This is a genomic window from Burkholderia sp. HI4860 (assembly GCF_002223045.2).
Classification (GTDB): domain Bacteria; phylum Pseudomonadota; class Gammaproteobacteria; order Burkholderiales; family Burkholderiaceae; genus Burkholderia.
Genome location: NZ_NKFO02000001.1, coordinates 2,799,279 through 2,818,383, shown reverse-complemented (window position 1 = coordinate 2,818,383; position 19,105 = coordinate 2,799,279). Strand labels below are relative to the sequence as shown.

The following is a 19,105-nucleotide window of genomic DNA, read 5'->3' as shown; positions in this document are numbered from 1 at the left end:
GCGGGCACGCGCGGCCGCGCACGCGCGCGCGAAAGCGACGCACGGACGGCGCGGCGGCTGAACGGAAGGAAGCACGGCGCGCGCGACGCGGCCCGGTAGAGGGGGCCGATGCGTGCGACGTGCTGCTCGATCGAATGCACGAAGCCGAGGCGGGCTTCGGAAGGCGGAATGCTGCCGGTCAGGAAGGCGGGACGCGCGTGACGCGCCTGCGGGCAGCGGTCAGGCGGCTGCCGTCGCGTGTGGAATGATTTTGCATCGCGACAGGCTAACGATGTGGCGAGCCGCCATCAACACGGGCCGGCTCATTAATCGATTTCGCTTGCTGCAATAATCGCCGGGCGAACCGTGCCGGTTACGGCGCGGTGCGCCAATCGTCGAACACTTCCGCGAGGAATTCGACGAATGCGCGCACCTTGCTGTCGAGCGTCGCGCGCCGCGGATACAGCACGTGCAGCTCGACGTCGTCGGTTCGGTGCCAGTCGGGCAGCACGATTTCGAGCTCGTTCCGCTCGAGCCGGCGGGCCGTGTAGTGCGTCGAGACCAGCGCGATGCCGCCGCCGCTCGCGGCCTGGCGCAGCACCGTCACCGATTCGTTGGTGATCAGCACCGGCCGCACCGGCACGTCGGCCACTTCGCCGGCCGCATTGGTGAGTCGCAGTGTCAAGCCGGGCGCGTCGCGGCCGACGAGCAGCAGGTCGTGCTGCGCGAGATCCTGCGGCGTGGCGGGCCGGCCGACGCGGTCGAGATACGCGGGGCTCGCGGCGAGCTTCGCCTGCGACCAGCCGAGCGAGCGCGCGATGTAGCTGGAGTCGGTCAGCACGCCTGCGCGCAGCGCCACGTCGAAACCGTGCTCGACCAGATCGAGCGGGTTGTTGTCGTAGATCAGCACGAGCTGGACCAGCGGATAGCGCCGCCGAAACTCCGCGAGCGCCGGCTCCAGTTCGAACAGGCCGATCGAGTAGGGCACCAGCACGCGCAGCATGCCCTCCGGCGCCGTGCGCAGCGCGCGGGCCTGGCGATCGGCGTCGAGCAGGATGTCCTCGGCGCGCAGGCAGCGCTCGTAGTAGTCGCGTCCGGCTTCGGTGACGGACACACGACGCGTGGTCCGGTACAGCAACTGGACGCCGAGATCGTCCTCGAGCTGCTTGACCTTGCGGCTTACGCGGCTGAGCGGCATGTCGAGGTGCGTGGCGGCGGCGGTGAAGTTGCCGCGTTCGACCACGCGCAGGAATATCCGGATGCTTTCGAAGTCCATACGAGGTGCTTCAGTGTTCGACCTGCGCGCATCTTACCTGTGCCGGCCGAATTGCTTCGCGCGGCGGCGATTATCCTGCCCGGTGCAATAACGCATCCTGTCCGCGCCTCTTAGTGGCGGCGGCGCGCCACCGTATGCTCGCCGCATGAAATTCGCCTTGCCCTCTCTGCCGCCGCTCGCGGCCGTGCGCACCGCGCTGCGCGACGCCCGGCCCACGCTGCCGCCAGGCGCCCTCGGCTTCGCGTTGCGCAACACGGCCGCGTCGCTCCTCGCGCTCTATATTGCCTTCCGGATGAATCTCGACGACCCGAAATGGGCCGCGTCGACGGTGTGGATCGTCGCGCAGGGCAGCCGCGGGATGGGCTTGTCGAAGAGCCAGTACCGGATTCTCGGCACCGCGATCGGCGCGGCCGTCGCGCTGGTGCTGACCGGCGCCTTCGCGCAGACGCCCGAGCTGTTCCTGCCGGCGCTCGCCGCGTGGATCGGCCTGTGCGCGGGCGTCGCGACCTTCCTGCGCAATTTCCGCGCGTATGCGGCGGTGCTCGCGGGCTATACGGCGGCGATCATCGCGATGGACGCCGTTTCCGCGCCGCTGCACGCATTCGATATCGCGACCGCGCGCTTCCTGTACGTGGTGGTCGGCATCCTGTGCGGCGCGGCGTTCGAGACGGTGTTCGCGCCCGGTTCGCCGCTGGCCGACGTCCGCACGCGGCTCGCGCGCTATCTCGACCGCGCGGTGGCCGTCGGTGCGGGCGCGCTGCGTCGCGAGCCGAACGGCGCGGCCGTGCACCGCCTGTTCGCGGATGCGCTCGAACTCGACACGGCGGCCGAATATGCGGCGGCCGGCGCGCCGCCGATGCGCAACGCGATCGGGCATCTGCGTGCGGCGGTGCTGGGCGTGCTGTCCGCGCAGGCCGCCGGGCAGGCGCTGCACGAGCACGCGACGCGCAGCGGCGGCACGCCGGACCCGCTGGTCGCCGATGCCGCGCGGGTGCTCGACGGCGTGGCCGCGTCGGGCGAAGCGGGATCCGAGTTGACCGCGTTGCGTGCGCGCGTGGACGACGCGGTGCGTGCCGAGGCCGCGGAGCCGGCCGGCTCGGATCCGTCGCGCCTGCTCACGCTCGACCGGCTGGCGGCGCTGCTGGCCGGGTTCGACGCCGCCTTTGCGGGCAAGGCGCAGATGGACCGGCCGAATCCGCCGGCGTCGCGCGTGCGCTATGCGTTCCACCATGATCCGGTGCTCGCATGGCACAACGGGATTCGCGCGTTCGTCGCCGTGCTGGTCGCGTCGGCGCTCTGGATCGTCACCGCGTGGCCGTCGGGCGCCGGGTTCGTCGCGATCACGGGCGTGGTCTGCGCGCTGTTCTCGACGCGCCCGAACTCGGTCGGCGCCACCGTCGGCTTCCTGAAAGGGGCGGCCTGCGCGGCGGTCGCGGGCGCCCTCTGCAATTTCGTGCTGCTGCCGGCGGTGTCGGGCTTCGAGATGCTCGCGTACATCCTCGGCGTGTTCATGATCGGCACGGGCATCGCGATGCGCAATCCGCGCACGGCCGGCATCGGCAGCGGCTTCTCGATCTTCTTCTGGAATTTCACGTCGCCGGACAATACGGCGCGCATCGGCGATGCCGCGTTTCTCAATTCGGCGCTCGCCACGCTGCTCGGCATCGCGTTCGGGGCGCTGGTGTTCGCGCTCGTGTTTCCCGGCGATCCCGGCACGAGCCGACGGCGCCTGCATCGCGCGGTGCGCGACGATCTGGTGCGCATCGCACGCAATCCACGCGCGTGGCGGGCGAGTGCGTGGCTGAGCCGCACGGCCGACCGTCTCGGACGCGAACTCGGTTTCGCGGGCCGTTTGTCGCCCACGCTCATCGAGCGCGACCTGCGCGATCTGCTCGCGGCCTGGACGATCGGCGACAGCCTGTTGGCGCTCGCCGAGCTGGCCGCGCGCGAGCCGGCGGCGCGGCGTGCGGTCGTGTTGGTGCGGGGGCGGGTCGGGCGCGCGGATTTTGCGCGGCTGGCGCGGGCCGGCAACGCGGCGGCCCGTGTGCTGCTGCGGCGCGTGACGGAGGTTGATAGCGACGACGGTCGCGCGCTGCTGCGCGGTGCGGTGCTGCTGAGAACGATCGCGGAGACGGCAGCCGCGCACGATGGCTTCCTGCGAGGCCGCGAGGATTGACGGAGGGTTCGACGTGCGGCTGTCGTGGCCGGCGTGCTTCGCCCGCCTGTGCACCGATCGGGCCGATTCGGCCCACCCCGAAGAGCCGGAATTTTCCAACTAGGACTGGGACGGACATTGGGCCAGCCTCAAAATCGTGCCAATTCAGTACACGGTTGGCGAAGGCGGGGGGCGAGAAAAACGCCACGTATTCCCCTAATGCGAAGCGCCATGAAACCACGGATGATCCAATCACGTGGTCAGACGGATAACACTCGCGTCTTTTTTCGCCGGCGAGGGGTTTGATGTAATAGGTGGCAGCGGGGGCACGTCATGGATTTTCTGGAAAAAGGGGTTGCGGTGAGTCCCATTGGGCAGCGGGCTCACATCGTTGAACATGTCGGGTCCGACAACCAGAAACAGACGTACTACGCGGCGACGTCCATGTGGTTGAAGCTGGAGCAGCTTCAGATCGTGCAACAGCTCGTCGAGCCGCTGGACATGGGCAAGCAGCCGACCCTTTCCACGTCGCTACACGGCGTGGCGAGTATCGAGGGGCAGGAGTTGTCGATCTTGGGCGACCCGCACGGCTCGACGCGCACGCTTCAGGTGACTTTCGAGGCGCGCGACGTCACCACGGCCGACCGGCTGGGTCTGCGTGCGTTGGAAGACGAGCTGGGTACCTCGTTGTCCGACGTCGCGCTCGGCAGTGCCCGACTAGGCTTCAATCGTGCCGACGACGAAGTCGACGAGCCCGATCGATGGTGGCTCGCCTGCCATATTCCCGACGCCTGCCTGCAGGTGCTTGCGAAGGCAAGCTCGGATGGCCAGCTTGGCGCGGTAGAGCTGGGATTGACCATGCGGCATCTGTATTTGGCCGAACGCCCGACCGCTGCCCCCGTACGGCAGCCCCGACTTTTTCTCAAACCCAACGACAGCGACGACACGATCGAATGGCCGACTATTGCAACGGGCTATGTCACCGGCCTTCGGATCGACTTTGCGACAACATCATTGCGTGGCACCGAGCAGGGCGTAGACCAGGAAAACAACGGTGCGACGAAAGTCGTCGCGGATTCCATGGCTTCGCTGGTGTGAACCGACAATAGAGCTCGACACAAGACAATAGTTCTTGACACAAAACAATAGAGTTTGACACAAACGAATGCCTCGCTATACTGCACGATTTTGTTCGACCGGGCGGATATGCGAGGGCGACGTTTCAAGACGCAGAACGACATCGACAGGTACGTGGCGCAAGGCTACGGACAGGGTTCCGGTGTGGACTACAAGCCGTGGCTTCGCGTACAGGACGTGCCATCGCGTGGCCGTTCTCGAAAGGTTAAGGGCCTCAAGACTGGGCGCGTCCACCACGTGCTCTCCGATCTCGAATACGCGTACCTTGTGGTACTCGAATTCTCCGAGCGCGTGATCGATATCCGGGAGCAGTTCCCGTTGCTCCCAGTTTCGCCGATCCAGGATGTCGCGACGCAGCGTGGCATTCGATATCCGCGTTATGCTCAAACAACGGTGCCGTTCGTGATGACGACCGATTTCGTCGTCACCGTCAGGACAGACGACGGTTTGGCGCGTGAATACGCTCGTACCGTGAAATACGCGGACGAACTGTCGTCAGGGAACAGGCTCCTGCGCACTCTGGAAAAGCTCGAGCTCGAGAGAGCCTGGTGGTTGCAGCGCGGGGTTGACTGGCAGATCGTCACCGAGCAGAGCGTGGATCCCGTGCTCGCCAGAAATCTCATCTGGCTTCGCGGCAGCGCGCAGATCGAGCGAGACATGCAAAGTGATGAGCTACGCGCCCGGTTCGTTGAGGGCATTGGGGATGCCGGAAGCCATGACCGGACCCTGTCGTCGCTTCTGCGCACGGTCAGCTATCGGCTGCGCATGCCTTATCCGGATGCCGTCAAGCTTTTCAAGTATCTGATCTGGCACAAGGTACTCCTGGTTGATCTCAGGACGCCGATGTTGTTGACATCGCAAGCACCTAAGATTCAGGTCATGGCGAGTGGTGCGGCGCCCATAAAGCGGGCGGCGTGACATGGCCAATACGATTGCATTGCCCAATACGGTTATCGAAGCACTGTCTGATCAGCTACCGTTTGAAGGGATCGCCCGTATTCTCTGGATCGACGAAGCGGCTGCAAAGACCACGTTGATTACGATAGCGGAGACGCCAAGGAAGCCGTGGGTCGTCGCGAGTGAGGATGTTCGCATGTGGTTCCGGCGCGGCGACGTCCGGCCCAGTCAGTTCCGGTTGCCGGCCTATATGCTTCAGGTTGAAGAGGATATCCCGAAGGGCGAACGGGAAATACGGGATCGCAACTGGGAGCGCATTGCTCGTCTGGTCGACACGGCAGTACCGGGTGAAATTTTCGAGGGACGCGCGATGGGCGCGCTCGTCGCGCTGCATGCCGAAGCGACAGGGGCGCAACGCAAGACCCTGTACCGCCTTCTCTATCGATACTGGACGTTCGGGCAAATTCGCAATGCATTGTTGCCGAACTACGAGAACGTCGGAGCACCTGGTAAGGCTCGCGTGTTCGCTGCCGGCAAGCGCCCCGGGCGTCCGCCGAGGCATTCCGCGACGCGCGGCGCACATTGCGGAAAGATTCTTGGCGAGGACGACAAGAGCTTTATCAGGATCGGGTACTCCCTCTTCAAGAACAACGAAGTGGCGTCCGTGACGGACGCTTACCATCGCACCTTGAGACGATTCTACGTCGAGGAACACGTTGTACCCGGCACATCGACGGACGATCTCACGCTCAAGCCGCTAGACCAGTTGCCGAGTCTGCGGCAGTTCAGCTACTGGGGGAAAAAGGCGTTTGACGATCTGACCGTCCAGCGCTCGCGTGCGGGCGAGCGGCGCTGGCAGAAAGATCATCGCGGGCTGACGGGACGCGCTGGCGACGGGGTGTATGGCCCCTGTCACCGCTTCGAAATCGATGCGACGATCGCCGACATTTATCTCGTGAGCCGGTACAACCGGAACTGGGTGATCGGTCGTCCTGTGATTTACGTCGTCGTCGACGTGTTTTCGACCATGATCGTCGGTATCTTTGTTGGCCTGGAAGGACCGGGCTGGAACGGCGCCCGTCACGCGCTGTTTAACGCGTTCACCGACAAGGTCGCGTTTTGCCGCACGTACGGCATCGAGATTGAGTCGTCCGCGTGGCCCTCGCACCATCTTCCGCACGAACTGATGGCCGACCGGGGCGAAATGCTCGGGCAGGCGGCCGAGGGCCTTGTGGCTGGGCTGGGCATTGATATAGCGATCGCGCCACCGTTCCGGCCCGACTGGAAGGCGATCGTGGAGAGCCGGTTTCGCCTGCTGAACAAGACGTCGCAGATCCACTGGATCCCGGGCGCAGTCAGGGAGCGGATTGCCGAGCGCGGCCAGCGCGATTACCGCCTGGATGCCGTCCTCGATCTGGCGGAGTTCACCAACATCATGATCAGCAGCGTGCTGCATTACAACCACCACAGCCGCCGACCGGACCGGCTCACAACGGACATGATTCACGAGGAACTCGAACCATCGCCCATCAATCTGTGGCGTTGGGGGATGGAAAATGGGCTGGCAACTCCCAATACGCAACCTCATGACCTCGTGTATCTGCATCTGCTGCCACGCGAAAGCGCCTCGATCCAGCGCGGTGGGATCTGCTTCAAGGGCATGTACTACACGTGCGCCTACGCGATTGAGCAAAACTGGTTTGCGAGGGCGCGCAGAGACGGGCGCCGCACCGTAACCGTCTGGTACGACCCGAATGATACGACGCACGTGTGGCTCCAGGACAGCAAGCGCAACTTTGTGCGCTGTGACCTGCTCGCTTCGGAGGAGCGGGTCGCACAACGCCGGCTGGAGGAAGTGCTGGACATGCTCAAAATGACTGGATCGCCGACAGGCGAAAGCACATATGCGGCGCTCAACGACAGGATCCGCCTGGACGCGCATATTGGTGCGGTAGTTGGACAGGCCCAGATGGACAAGCGAGCGGCGCAGCCGGTCGCGCCAGTGCCGGTCAGCAACCAGGCAGCGGACATCAAAAGGCATCGGGCGTTCGAAAAGGCAGCCGAGCGGCAACGCCCGGTGACGTTGCCGGGCCCCGATCAGCATGCGGTGGATGTGCCCGTAACCACGCCGGCTTCGTCGAGTGTGGCCGAGGCTTATGCTGGCGAGCGCGGCGGCGAAGTGTTAAGCCTGCTTGGACGACTACGCGACAAGGGGACGAGGTCATGACGCCTGCCGGAATACTCGTTGCCGCCGAATATGCCGATTCGCCCATTGCGCAATATCAGGGCAATCCCCTCATTGAGGCATTGCCGCCGATCCGCTCGGAAGCGGACGCCGCGGCTTGCATGGCGCTGTTTCCCGATGAGCCCGGCGGCGAAACCGGGCTGTCGAAGGAAGTCCGCCTGCACTGTATCGACCGGTTGCTGCACCTGGTTCAGCCACTCCCGATTCATCTGGAACTTGAGTCGGCGTTGTCCGCTTTGATACGCAGCGGCTATGTCGGCCGCAATCCCCTGTCGCAGTCGACGTGGCGGCACGTGTATTCGCTTGCCCTCGGTCAGGCAAAAGAAAGCGGCTTCCGTTCGACGGCTTCCACGCTGAGTGTCGTGGGCTTGAGCGGGATCGGCAAATCGACGGCACTGGAGTCCATCCTGCGACTCTACCCGCAGGCGATTCGCCACCGGCAATACCGGAGGCAGGAACTGGTTCAGGTCCAGATCCCGTGGCTGAAGATCGAATGTCCATTCGACGGTTCGCTTACCGGGTTATGCCACGCGTTCTTTCGCGCTCTCGACCGGGCCATCGGAGAGGAACGGTATGCCAGACGCTATCGTTCGATCCGGGGCATTGTCCAACTCGTCCATCAGATCGAGCAGATCGCGAGTACCCATTTCGTCGGCGTGTTGATCATCGACGAATTGCAGCATCTGCGGGTTGCAAAGACGGGCGGCAAGGAGAACATGCTTAATTTCTTCGTCAACCTCATCAACAGCATCGGCATTCCGGTCGTGTTTGTGGGGACCAATTCCATGATCGAACTATTCTCCGACGTGATGCGTAATGCGCGACGCGCCACAGGTCTGGGGCTGAGCGACTTCCGGCAACCGAAGCGCGATGATCCGGCGTGGGCACTGCTAGTCGATGCCGCGTGGCAATACCAGTGGGTTCGTCATGTCGAACCCCTGACGGACGAGCTTCGGAAGGTGCTGTACGATCTAACTCAAGGGGTGACGGACTTTCTGATCAAACTGCTCGTGCTCGCCCAGCGACACGCGATTCACACGGGTGAAGAGCGGCTGACGCTCAAGCTGTTGCGTACGATTGCCGACACCAGGATGCAGTTGCTTAAGCCGGCGCTCGACGCGTTGCGAAGCGGTGACACGAAGCGCATGTCGAAGTTCGAGGATCTGCTTCCACCCGACAGCCAGATTGCCGCGATGATGGGAGCGATCGATGGGGATGCGCGCGTTTCGTCGCGCCTGGCGATGCTTCAGGACATGCGGCGTCCTCCCGCCGGAAACGCTGAGGCATCCTTGTCCCCCATCGCGGTAACGAGCGGAATTCCATCGACCGGTGTAAAGCAATCGGGAGTTCCGGTTCCTTCCGAAGCCCGGCGCCTCGTTGAATGCGATGCACCGTTTGTCGCCCTGCGCGATGCCGGATGGCTGCAGGCAGACGCGCTGGAATTCTCCACGGCATATGCCGATTGCTAGTGCCGATGCGGAATCTGCTGTTCTTTGTCCCGTCTTTACCTGACGAGACCATCCAGTCGCGCGTTGCCCGACATCATGTGCTGTCGGGCAACCGGGTGGAGAGCGACACCTTTCTTGACCTGTTCGACAGTGCGCCGTTTTCGCTCGAGCAAATCGTACCGCCATCCCTCATGCGGCTTGCGGATCGTGTGAACGACGGCTCGCAGGCAGCCCTGCAAACGCTTCTGGCAGGCAACACCCTGTGGCCGCTTTTCGAGCCGTTTCTGGACGGCGTGTTGCAGCCGCTGACGGCTGACGTTGGAGCGATGATGAGCCGGTTACCACGTCGTGTTGTCGGCCTCTACGGCGAAGCGCATCTCTGCCCGGCCTGCGTTGAAGAGGACATTCATGCGTTCGGGATGGGTACTGGCACCGGGCGCACCACGTCCCGGGCGTGAGCATGTGTTGGCGGCATGGCGCGCGCCTGCTTTCGAGTTGCCCGCAGTGCCACCGGCCTTTCCAGTTTCGCCAGCGACTACTACGCCAACCGTGGCTAGCTTGCCGCTGTGGCTGGCAGGTGACTGCGGCGGAAGATGATGGCATGGCAGGCTCACCGATCCCGCTGCAATACGCGCGCTTTGCTCGCGATCTGCTTAACCGTCCCCTGGGCCGGGTGGACCCCTTTCGCCTGCGCGTGGCGTACCAGAACCGCATTCGAGAGCTAGGCTTCAAATGGGGGGCAAGGCTACAGGCGAAAGCGTTCCAGGAACACCTGATTGAAGAACTGGGCGAAACGTTCCTCTCTGCAGTGGATCCGGCGTTCGCCGCGAAGCGGATGAGCTTCTGGATACGCTTTGCACCGGGCAACAGCACGGTATGCGATATGCCGATTACGCGGCACCTGTTGCTCGCGATGTATCTGTTTGGTACGCGGGACGAACTTGCATTGAGCCTGCAGCGTGTGTCCCAGGAAGAGACTGCGATTAGACGCACCAGGACAGTTGAGGAAGGCCCGACACTTGAGGGGGCGGCGGTGTCGATGCCGCGTATAGCGCACCGGCGTCGAATACGGGACGAGCTGAGAAGAAACCCGCAAACGACCATCCAGGATCTGTGGCGCAAGGTATATCGTGTCACCTCGTGGCTCTACGAGCATGACCGGGAGTGGATACAGGAGACCCTCTCGATTTCGGCAGCAGATAGAGTGGGCGGTGGTCAGTCCGCAGCGAAAACCGTATCTCCGGACGACGAGCGCTTCGCCGCACTCGTCGACGAGGCCGCCGTTGCGATGCTCGCTAGGCCGGGAAAGCCGCAACAGGTGACAAAGGAGCGATTACTCGCGGTTCTTCCGGTGCGCATTGCCGACACGCCCCGGCAACGCGAGCGATATCCCGACACGCTAACGCGGGTCACGGATAACCGGGAATCCACGTGGCACTTCAGGGCGCGGCGACTGTGGTGGGCATACGCACTGATGAGCGCACGGGGCGACGCCGCGCCGGCGAGAGAAGCCGTGATCTTGTCTGGCGTTGGCCATTACGCGGCCCAGGCAATCATTGAACATTGCGGATGGGAACCTGTGTTGCCACTTGCTGCGAAGTTTGATGCGCTGGCGAAGCTGTCTGAAGCGGGAATTACGCCGAAATGGGAGGGGCCGCCCGCGTGGCAAGGCCGAGCCATTGGAGGGCGTGCCTATCAACGTCGGCCGTAAGGCGATTCGAGAGAAAATCAAGCTCGGCGTCTGGTGATCCTTGGCTGGCGGGGGCGGCTACCGTCGCCACCCAGATCCTCAACGAAAGGTTCCTGCGCCAGGCAAAACTCGATCGCGATGCGCCTCATGCGGCAATCTAAACTGCGCTCCGCGCCTGTCCCTCATCGCGGCGCCATGATCCGTAACACGGGATGTCCATCGACGTCCTTGAGCGCAAACCAGGCATCGTGTGATGCTGCGTCGACACTGACGACGTGGGCATCCGGTCCCACACGGCCATCCCCGATTTTCACCACGTGCGAAGTGTCCACGTGGAACATGGACACCACGCCCGCCTCGCCCGCGACATAGACCGTGCGCAGCGCCGGATCGTACGCCAGCACGTCCGGCGTGCCGCCGACATCGAACGCCGCGATCTCCTTCATTGTGCGCATGTCGAGCACTAGCAGACGATCGTTGTCCTCGCAGGCAATCAATGCCAGACGGAATTCCGGCACGATCAGCAGACCGTGATTGCCCGCGCGCCAGGCAGCTCAGTGCGGGCGACCACGGTGTCGGTGCGGGGATCGATCTCCACCAGTTGGCGTCGCGACTGCACATTGACGAAAACGTGCCGCGATACTGGATCGTACTGCGTGTTCCCCACTTCACCGCCGAGGGACACGGTCGCGACGCGCCGGTTCGTCGAGCCGTCGATCACGGTCTCTGTCTCGCCGGTTTCGTCCGATACGTAAAGCTTCTGAACGTCAGGCACCCAGGCCATCCCATCGGGATAGACGCCACCGGGCGTCCTCGCGACAATCTTCAGCGTGTCCGCGTCGATCGCGACGATCTTGTTCGTGCCGGTGGCCGAGGCGTAGACACGGGACAGCGCCGGAACAGCCAGCACACCATGTACGGCGGACACACCCGGAATGCGCGCGACAACGCGCGAAGCGAGCGTGTCGAAAACGACGACTTCGCCGTCGCCCAGATGAGCGATGAACAGCAGGTGCCGCTGCGGGTCGTAGCTCTCGTAGTCGAACCGCGACGCGCAGCCGGGTAGTGGCACATCGCCGATCAGCTTCAGTGGCAGGGTATCGATGGCCGGGTCATCCGAACCGTGCGCGACGCACCCTGTGCCGCCCCCGGCGATCACCGCGAACCAGACGACCATGGCGACCCTCGCCGCAAGTTGCCCACACAATGAACTGCCGCGAATCATGGCGCGCCTCCATCCGGCCGGATATGGCGGAAGGCGGCAAGCACGGCGAGATCGTAGGCAATCTTGAGCGTCCCGCACGCGATCAGCGGCGCAGCAAGCCATCCGGCTGCGAGCATCGCTGCGGCAATCGACGGCGCCACGGCCGCGGCAAGGCTGCGCGGCACAGCCGTGAAGCTCGCGGCAGCAGGCCGCTCAGCGGGCGTCACGACGGCCATCACGTAGGCGCTACGCGTCGGCACATCCAGCCGGGAAAGTGCACTGCGCAGGAGCAGCAACGTCAGGGTCAGCGGCAGGGATGCCGTCAATGCCGCGGCAATCAGGCACACGCTCGACGGGATGTGGGTGAACACCATCGTGTTGAGTAACCCGATCCTGCGCGCGATCGGCGCCGCGGCAAGCAGCGAGCCGGCACTGAGCAGCCCCGACCAGAAGAAAAACTGCCCGGCCGCAGCCAGCGAAAGTCCGAAGCGCTGGATCAGCCACAGCGTCAGCAGCGAGTTGACAAGCAGGCCGCCGGCGAACGCATCGACGCTGAACAGGAGCGCCAGACGCGTCACAATCGCGCGCGATGGACCCAGTGGCACGTGCGCCTTCGCGGCGTGCACTGTCTCCTTTGGCAAACCCAGATACAGCAGGAAGACCACGCTGCCCGTCAGCGCGTAGACGACGAACATCGCGCGCATGGCGAACAGTCCGGACATGCCGGAGCGCACCGCGAACCATTGCGGCAAAGCTGCGAGCAGCGAGCCGAGCGCCGCCGACAGCCCGCCCACGAGGCTGTAACGCGCGAACAGCGCTGTCCGGGAATCGGGGTGCGACGCTTCGGCGAGGCGTGCGTGTTCCAGCGGCAGAAAAAGACTGACGTCCCCTGAACTGGGATTGAGGGTGCCGATAAAGGCCACCACGAGCAACGGCCACAGGGTTGAGAGGCAGCCGAACGCAAGCCCTGTCGCGCCCATCAAGGCCGCGGCGAACAGCAGCAGCGGGCGGTGCGGGTAGCGGACGCTGGTCACGCCGACCAGGATCGTGGCGAGAGCTGATCCCAGCAATGTGGCCGTGCCAATCAGGCCGACCGTGAGTTGCTCGAAGCCGAGGGCGAGAAGATACGCGGGCAGCAGTACCGCAACGAAACCATCACAGACTCCGCGCAAACCTCGCGCCGCGAGCAACAGCCGCGCGCTGCGATCGATGCCCGGCGGCCACAGCAGGTCCGACAGGGGTGCACGGACAGGGGGCATCAATGTCTCCACATTCGGGCCTGCATGCGGCCTTGTACCGCCCCCCTTGTCAGGCCAGGGCGTGCGACTGCATTGCGGCCTGCAGTCTCAACGCTGCGTTGTCCCAGTTGAGGATGCTGAACAGCTGGTTGACGTATTCGTTGCGGCGGTTCTGGTACTTCAGGTAGTAGGCATGCTCGAACACGTCGAGCACCAGAATCGGCTGGATGCCCCACGCGGTGAGTTTCTGGTGGTTCTCGCACTGCAGGATCATGAGCTTGCCGGTCGCCGGCAGATAGCCGACGACACCCCAGCCCGAGGCCTCGGTGGCAATGGTCGCAGCGACGAGTTGCGCCTTGAATTTCGCATACGAGCCGAAATGGCGGTCGATCGTTCTGGCGAGCTCGCTGCGGATTTCGGCGATGGTGATCAATCGTTTCGGCGAACGTGATCAGTCTGGAAGGTGGTGTTGCGCGGTCAATGGATTATAGCGACGGTGATCACGATCAGGCGTCAGCGGACTCGGATTTCGTTTTCTTTCTCATCGAATCGCCCTTGACCGGAAGCTTGTGGGCCTGATGCACGAGCCGATCGAGAATCGCATCGGCGAGCGTGGGGTCCTGCAGCCACGCGTGCCAGTGTTCGAGCGGCAACTGGCTGGTGATCACAGTCGAGCGCGTACCGACACGATCATCAAGTACCTCAAGCAGATCATTGCGCGCCGCCTGGTCGAGATCCTGCAAGCCCCAATCGTCGAGGATCAGCACATCAATCTTCGCGAGTTGCGCAAGCCGACGTGTGAAGCTGCCGTCGCCGTGCGCGATTTTCAGCTCTTCGAACAGCCGCGCGACGCGCACATAGAACACGGAGAAGCCCTGCCGGCACGCCTGCTGGCCGAACGCGCAAGCGAGCCACGTCTTGCCCGCGCCGGTGGGGCCGGTCAGGATCAGGTTCTGAGCATTGCGCACCCAGTCGCAGCCGGCGAGCGTGGCGACGATGCGCTGGTCCAGCCCACGGGTTTGCCGGTATTCAATGTCTTCGACGCAGGCCTGTGGGTTCTTGAGCTTCGCGGCGCGCAGCAAACGTTCGAGTCGTCGCGTATCACGCCAGGCCAGCTCGCGATCTACGAGCATGCCCACGCGTTCCTCGAATGACAGGCTGGTGCTTGCCGTGAGCGTTGACTGCTCCTCGAACGCGCGAGCCATGCCGTCCAGTTTGAGCGCCTTTAGCTGGGTAAGGGTGTGCTGCATCAACATCGTGACCTCCTTCGGGTCAGTGGTAGTAGTCGGGGCCGCGCACGTTCTCGTGCTCGGGCGAGCGCCATTCGGCGGGCGTGGTCGGGAGCGAGGGCTGCAGGTCAAGTCCCGCTTCCAGGATTGACAGCACGGAGCGACGCGTGGGCGAGCCGATCTTCAATGCACGCTGGCATGCGGCCTCGAGGCGGTGTTTGCCGTACTTGCGCGCGAGCGAGAGAAGACCGAGACAGGCGCGATAGCCCATCTCGGGGTGAGGTTTGTTGGTCAGCAGATGCCGCACGACAGCCTCGGCGCCGGGGCCGACGGATGCGCCCCAGTTGAGCAGGCGCCCAGGCGTCCATTCCATGTGCGCGCGATGCGCAGCCGGCATGTGTTCGGCGATGGTCGTGTGTTTGCCTTTGAGGCGCGAGCGAGCGTGCGCAGCGACACGCTTGCCGCCATGCAGGATCTCTACGCCGTGGCGTGTGATACGCGCCCAGACCTCCTGCCGTGCGAGGCTATGCGGGACGCTGTAATAGTGGCCGCCGACATCGACGTGGTAATCGATGTTCACACGGCACTTCTGGAAGGTGGCGATCTCGTAGCGACGCACGGGCAACGGGCGCAGGACGGGTTGGTCCAGCCGTTCGAACCATTCACGCCGGTTGCCTTCGAGCCGCTTGAACGGGCGCTGGTTTAGGTCGGCGATCAGTTCTGCAATCGCCTTGTTGAGTTCAGCCAGACTGTAGAAGCGATAGTGGCGCAGTCGGGCCAGCACCCAGCGCTCGACGATCTGCACGCCGACTTCGACCTTGGCCTTGTCCTGCGGTTTGCGCGGACGCGCCGGCAGCATCGCGGTGCCGTAGTGGTTCACGAAGTCCTGCGTGGTCGTGCCGAGTCCGGGTTCGTAACGGTCGGGTCGCGCGATCAGCGCCTTCGGGTTGTCGGGCACGAGCAGCTCGGGCACGCCGCCAATGAACTCTAGCGCATCGCACAGGCTGCCGATCCAGTCCGCCATCGTCTCGGTGCGCGTCGCGCACGCGAACGTGTAGTTGGATGCGCCGAGCACGGCAACGAACACGTGCGCCTCGAACTCGACGCCGCCATCGCTCGCCAGGACCGGCACGGTGGGACCCGCGAAGTCCGCGAACAGCTTCTCGCCGGCGCGGTGCTGCTGACGCATCGAGCGCTTGATCGACTTCGCCCAGTCCTTGTACTTCTGGCAGAACTGCGTGTAGCGGTACGTCCGCTGGCCGGGGTTCGCTTCAGCGTATTCTTCCCACAGCAGTTGCAGCGTCACGCCCTTGCGGCGCAGCTCGCGATGCAATGCCGTGTAGTCGGGCTCGATGCGTCGCGTCGTCGTCGCCGCGGCATTGGTTGCCGCAGGCCTCAGGCGCGCGTCCAGTTCGTCGTCGGACATTGCTTCGGCTGCCGCCCAATCGAGTCCCGCCTGGCTGGCTTGGGCCGCGAACTTCGAGACGGCACCGACGCTGATGCCGATAGCCCGGCTGATCTGCCGATGCGTCAGGCCACACGCCCACTTTAGTCGCAGGACTTCCTTCAATTTGCGCATGCTCATCCGAGGTGTCGGCATCGGCACTTCTCCCGCAAAAAAGGGAGCAGGCTAACGCCGTCGGTGAATACATGCGCAACGCCACCGCCAGACTCAAACCCGGATTACGTTCCGGTTACGTGATCACCCGTTTCGGTCCCGTGATCGCTCATTCCGGCATCGTGATCACGCGTTTCGGAAACCTGTGATCAGCGATCACGATCAACCGAAACGGGTGATCACGATCATTCGGAATCCATGATCACGATCCGCCGAAATGCGTGATCACGTTCGCCGGAATACGCAAGCTCGCCTCCCGGCTCACCAACCTTGCCAGAAATGCTCGTCCAGTAGATCGTATGCAGGATATGGCTGGAAAGCTGGAACGCCAGTTCTTTCTCGTGGAATTTCACCAGCGCAAAGTCGCCGGTTTCCCGTGCCCGGGCCAAGCCTTCTTCCGCCTTGTTCGCCGCAGCGGCGGCGGGCTTGTGATGGAAGTTGTAGTGGAGTTCCACCGTGTGGGCGTCGATTACCGGTTCGAGCGCATCGTACGCAAACGGCAGCGGTGCCGCCGCGTAGTTGCCGTCCGCGTTGACCAGTCTGTCGGTAAAGCCCGACGCACTAGCCGCGTGAACCAGCTGCGCCTGGGCCAGCATCATGCCTGCCCCCACTGTGGCGGAATCATGCAGAAACGTGCGACGTGTCTTCATTTGCAATCCTCACAGTTTTCGTGAACGCACCCGATTAATGGGCGTGCAGATGGACAAGCGGATAGAGGGCGAGACCCGTCAGGGCCGCGGCAACCACGATTGCGGGTTCCGGAAGCTTCTTCACACGCCAGAGCAGCAACGCGGTCGCGAGCGCGATGAGCGCGGTCGGCCAGTCGATGACCGAGCGCTTTGCGATCACAATGACCGAGCCGGTAATCGCCCCCACGGCTGCGGCGGTAATGCCGTCGACAAACGCCTTGACGGCGGGGAGCCGCCCATATTTCTTGAAGTACGGCGCAGGCAGCACCGTGAACAGGTAGCACGGGATGAACGTCCCTAGGGCAGCGATGCAGGCGCCAGCCAGCCCGGCGACGAGATACCCAATGAAGCCCACGGTAATGACGACCGGCCCCGGCGTGATCATCGCAACGGCCACCGCATCGACAAACTGTTTCTCGTTCAGCCAGTGGTGTTCCGTCACGACACCGCCGTAGAGGAAAGGCACGATCGCGAGGCCTGAGCCGAACACGAACGCGCCCGCCTTCGTGAAGAAAAGCGCAATCTGACCGAGCAGCGGAAGGTCCAGACCGCTCAGCGGCCCGGCAAGGGCCGGTGCCTGTGTCGCGGCCAGCGCGTTGATCCCGCCTTTGCCCAGCCATTGAGGCGGCGCGCGGCGTAGCCAGTTGACGATGCCACCGGCGATAAAAAGCCAGGCGATTTCAGACTCGGTCACGACGGTCACTGCCGCGAGGATCAGGAAGACCGCCCAGAGCAGCCGGTCCTTTCCGAGCGTCTTCGTCGTGAGCTTGTATGCGCTCATCGCAATGATGCCGACGACCGCCGCGCCGACGCCGTAGAAAACGGCCTGCATCCACGACAGTCCGCCGAAATGCGCGTAGGCCCAGCCCAGCACCACCACCATCAGGAACGACGGCAGCACGAAGGCGAGACCGGCGATGGTCGCGCCCAGCAGCCGGTAGTGCACGAAGCCGAGATAGATGCCGAGTTGCGCCGCAAGCGGGCCCGGCATCATCTGCGCGAGGGCCAGCCCTTCGCGATAGTCTCCCTCGGTAATCCAGCCACGCTGTTCGACCAGATCGCGGCGCATGTAGCCGACCAGCGCGACCGGGCCACCGAATCCGATCGTGCCGAGTTTGAGCATGTAGAGCGCCATCTGGCCCAGGCTGTATCCGGGCGCGTGTGCGGTGGTTGTGCTCATGAACGTTTTCCCGTGTCGCGCGCTTTTTCGACCGCGGCGAAGTGTGTGTACATCGAGTCGAGGACGGGACTCATGTCACTGAGCAACTGGTCGTCGTCAGCTGCACGCTCGCGCGTGCCCGCAATGATCGCTTCGAAGCCGATGGCCTCCGGCACCGGCGTGCCGCCCACGTCGAGCGCATGCACCATTGAGCTAAGCCGCATGAGCGCCGGATCACCTTCGAGTCCGAAGCTCGCCAGCAGCACTTCGAACGTCACACGTTCTCCCACATGCGTGAAGACCGCGCCGTCGAAATCGAAGCCGAGCGCGTCCTTCGGGCAATCGTCCGGCGAGGGCAGCCAGACGAAGCGGGCCTGCACGTCGATAAACCGGCGGATCAGCCAGGCGCTTGCCACGCGATCCACCCACAGCCGTCGGCGGGTTGCCCACGTGCGCCCCTGGTAGTCCAGGACGGACAGCAGGCGGATTGCGCGGTCCGCCGAGTGGGGCTCGCCAGGCGAGAGCACCGTATCGACGTGGGCCACGAAATCCTGCCACGCCACCTCCGCGCGCGTAGTCGCTTCCCCAGGGAAGAAGTCGATCGCGACAATGGTCTCGTAGTCCTTGCGCAGGCGTCGCTGCAGTTTCGTCAGTTCGGTGGCGGACTGCCCGGACACGGTCTTGCGCGCTTCGGCCAGTGTCCGGATGAAGCCATCGTACTCATCGGCCAGGTCGAAGAGTCCGCGGAATTCCGCGTCCTGCGAAGCATCGAGACTGGGGGCGCGCAGAAGGTGCGCTGCGCCACCGCTCTCGCCGATCGCCGCGACCAGCTCGCGCAGCATGTTTTCCCCTTCAGGACTGTAAGGAAGCAGATAGATGCCGTCGCGCAACACCGCGCAGCCTTTCCCCTTCAGGGCGCGCCAGAAGCGCATGCGGGCTGTCGCATTCCCGGTGGGTAGCGTCAGGACAAGGACGGACCAGGTCATCAACGTATTCATGTAGACAATGCTACGTTTATGTAGCGATATCTACAAGTTAACTTTGTGGGCGTGATGCAGAAGACTGACCAGATGCGATGTCATCCGGCCGCGCCAGTCCGCTCGTTACACTGATGAACCACAGGCCACGGATGCCCCAGCGC

15 protein-coding genes and 1 pseudogene are annotated in these 19,105 nt (G+C 63.9%); 7 read left to right on the top strand and 9 right to left on the bottom strand.

From position 1 onward, the window contains the following. Positions 1 to 352: 352 nt before the first annotated feature. A complete protein-coding gene (locus CFB34_RS12545; protein WP_089427243.1) occupies positions 353 to 1,255 on the bottom strand; it encodes a LysR family transcriptional regulator in 903 nt (300 codons plus the stop codon). 145 nt (positions 1,256 to 1,400) lie between these two features. Here CFB34_RS12545 and CFB34_RS12540 point away from each other — a divergent pair, with 145 nt between their 5' ends. From CFB34_RS12540 to CFB34_RS12510, 7 genes are all read left to right on the top strand, one after another. Beyond that, the gene (locus CFB34_RS12540; RefSeq protein ID WP_089442215.1) at positions 1,401 to 3,431 is read left to right on the top strand and encodes an FUSC family protein; all 2,031 of its coding nucleotides are present in this window, start codon (positions 1,401 to 1,403) and stop codon (positions 3,429 to 3,431) included. A gap of 312 nt (positions 3,432 to 3,743) precedes the next feature. Next, positions 3,744 to 4,508 (top strand): hypothetical protein, encoded by a 765-nt coding sequence (locus CFB34_RS12535; protein ID WP_089442216.1) that lies wholly within the window; start codon positions 3,744 to 3,746, stop codon positions 4,506 to 4,508. Between the two features lie 153 nt (positions 4,509 to 4,661). Continuing rightward, complete coding sequence (locus CFB34_RS12530) at positions 4,662 to 5,465, top strand: TnsA endonuclease N-terminal domain-containing protein (RefSeq protein WP_226124231.1); 804 nt, start codon at positions 4,662 to 4,664, stop codon at positions 5,463 to 5,465. Between the two features lies 1 nt (position 5,466). Then, positions 5,467 to 7,671: a Mu transposase C-terminal domain-containing protein gene (locus tag CFB34_RS12525; protein ID WP_027813535.1), complete on the top strand. Its 2,205-nt coding sequence runs from the start codon at positions 5,467 to 5,469 to the stop codon at positions 7,669 to 7,671. Next, entirely contained in the window at positions 7,668 to 9,158 is a 1,491-nt protein-coding gene (locus tag CFB34_RS12520; RefSeq protein WP_046196986.1) for an ATP-binding protein, read from the top strand. Before CFB34_RS12525 ends, CFB34_RS12520 begins: the two co-directional genes overlap by 4 nt. 5 nt (positions 9,159 to 9,163) lie before the next feature. Beyond that, the gene (locus tag CFB34_RS12515) at positions 9,164 to 9,595 is read left to right on the top strand and encodes a TniQ family protein (protein WP_242808602.1); all 432 of its coding nucleotides are present in this window, start codon (positions 9,164 to 9,166) and stop codon (positions 9,593 to 9,595) included. Positions 9,596 to 9,738: 143 nt separating this feature from the next. Further along, complete coding sequence (locus CFB34_RS12510) at positions 9,739 to 10,848, top strand: hypothetical protein (protein WP_242808601.1); 1,110 nt, start codon at positions 9,739 to 9,741, stop codon at positions 10,846 to 10,848. Between the two features lie 161 nt (positions 10,849 to 11,009). Here CFB34_RS12510 and CFB34_RS12505 read toward each other — a convergent pair. From CFB34_RS12505 to CFB34_RS12470, 8 genes and pseudogenes are all read right to left on the bottom strand, one after another. Then, positions 11,010 to 12,004, bottom strand: a pseudogene (locus CFB34_RS12505) (YncE family protein). A gap of 44 nt (positions 12,005 to 12,048) precedes the next feature. Further along, a complete protein-coding gene (locus tag CFB34_RS12500; RefSeq protein ID WP_046196987.1) occupies positions 12,049 to 13,290 on the bottom strand; it encodes an MFS transporter in 1,242 nt (413 codons plus the stop codon). Positions 13,291 to 13,339: 49 nt separating this feature from the next. Continuing rightward, positions 13,340 to 13,702, bottom strand: coding sequence for a Fe-Mn family superoxide dismutase (locus CFB34_RS12495; protein WP_226233923.1), 363 nt, complete (start codon positions 13,700 to 13,702; stop codon positions 13,340 to 13,342). A 73-nt stretch (positions 13,703 to 13,775) separates the two neighbouring features. Continuing rightward, positions 13,776 to 14,525 (bottom strand): IS21-like element IS408 family helper ATPase IstB, encoded by a 750-nt coding sequence (istB, locus tag CFB34_RS12490; protein ID WP_006397350.1) that lies wholly within the window; start codon positions 14,523 to 14,525, stop codon positions 13,776 to 13,778. A gap of 16 nt (positions 14,526 to 14,541) precedes the next feature. After that, the gene (istA, locus tag CFB34_RS12485) at positions 14,542 to 16,098 is read right to left on the bottom strand and encodes an IS21-like element IS408 family transposase (RefSeq protein WP_011875599.1); all 1,557 of its coding nucleotides are present in this window, start codon (positions 16,096 to 16,098) and stop codon (positions 14,542 to 14,544) included. A 203-nt stretch (positions 16,099 to 16,301) separates the two neighbouring features. After that, positions 16,302 to 16,766: a hypothetical protein gene (locus tag CFB34_RS12480; RefSeq protein WP_269150517.1), complete on the bottom strand. Its 465-nt coding sequence runs from the start codon at positions 16,764 to 16,766 to the stop codon at positions 16,302 to 16,304. Positions 16,767 to 16,800: 34 nt separating this feature from the next. Further along, positions 16,801 to 17,985, bottom strand: a complete 1,185-nt coding sequence (locus tag CFB34_RS12475; protein ID WP_027813541.1) for a chromate transporter — start codon at positions 17,983 to 17,985, stop codon at positions 16,801 to 16,803. Next, positions 17,982 to 18,962 (bottom strand): chromate resistance protein ChrB domain-containing protein, encoded by a 981-nt coding sequence (locus CFB34_RS12470; RefSeq protein ID WP_027813542.1) that lies wholly within the window; start codon positions 18,960 to 18,962, stop codon positions 17,982 to 17,984. Before CFB34_RS12470 ends, CFB34_RS12475 begins: the two co-directional genes overlap by 4 nt. Between the last annotated feature and the right edge of the window lie 143 nt (positions 18,963 to 19,105).